Genomic DNA, 313 nt, shown 5'->3' with positions numbered 1-313 from the left:
GCGCCGCGCCGTGCCCGTCCCAGCGCGCGAGCGCCGCCGCCTCCGCGCCCGCCGTGTGCCCGGCGCGCCAGGCGCCCGGATCCGGCGCGGGAAACCTCAGCGCGGCCGGTGTGCCGTCCGCCTGCCGCACCAGCGCCACCAGGCTGCCGCGGCCTCCCGGGACCGCCACCCGCTCCAGCGTCAGCTCCCAGGCCGCGAGCTGCCGCCGCACGGCACCGGGCAGCGCGGCCAGCCACGCGCGCGCCGGATCCGCCGGGCCCTCGCCCCGCGCGCCCAGCGCGTCCAGCAGCCGCCGGGGCGGCGCGACGGCGGC

General features: G+C 84.7%; 1 pseudogene. It reads right to left on the bottom strand.

The features are described from left to right. Positions 1 to 313 (bottom strand): annotated as a pseudogene (locus RKE29_RS30710) (kinase); the annotation flags it as partial.

It is taken from the genome of Streptomyces sp. B1866 (genome assembly GCF_031932565.1).
Taxonomy (GTDB): Bacteria; Actinomycetota; Actinomycetes; order Streptomycetales; family Streptomycetaceae; genus Streptomyces.
Note: the sequence above shows the minus strand (reverse complement) of the source record. Positions and strands in the feature narration are given on the sequence as shown.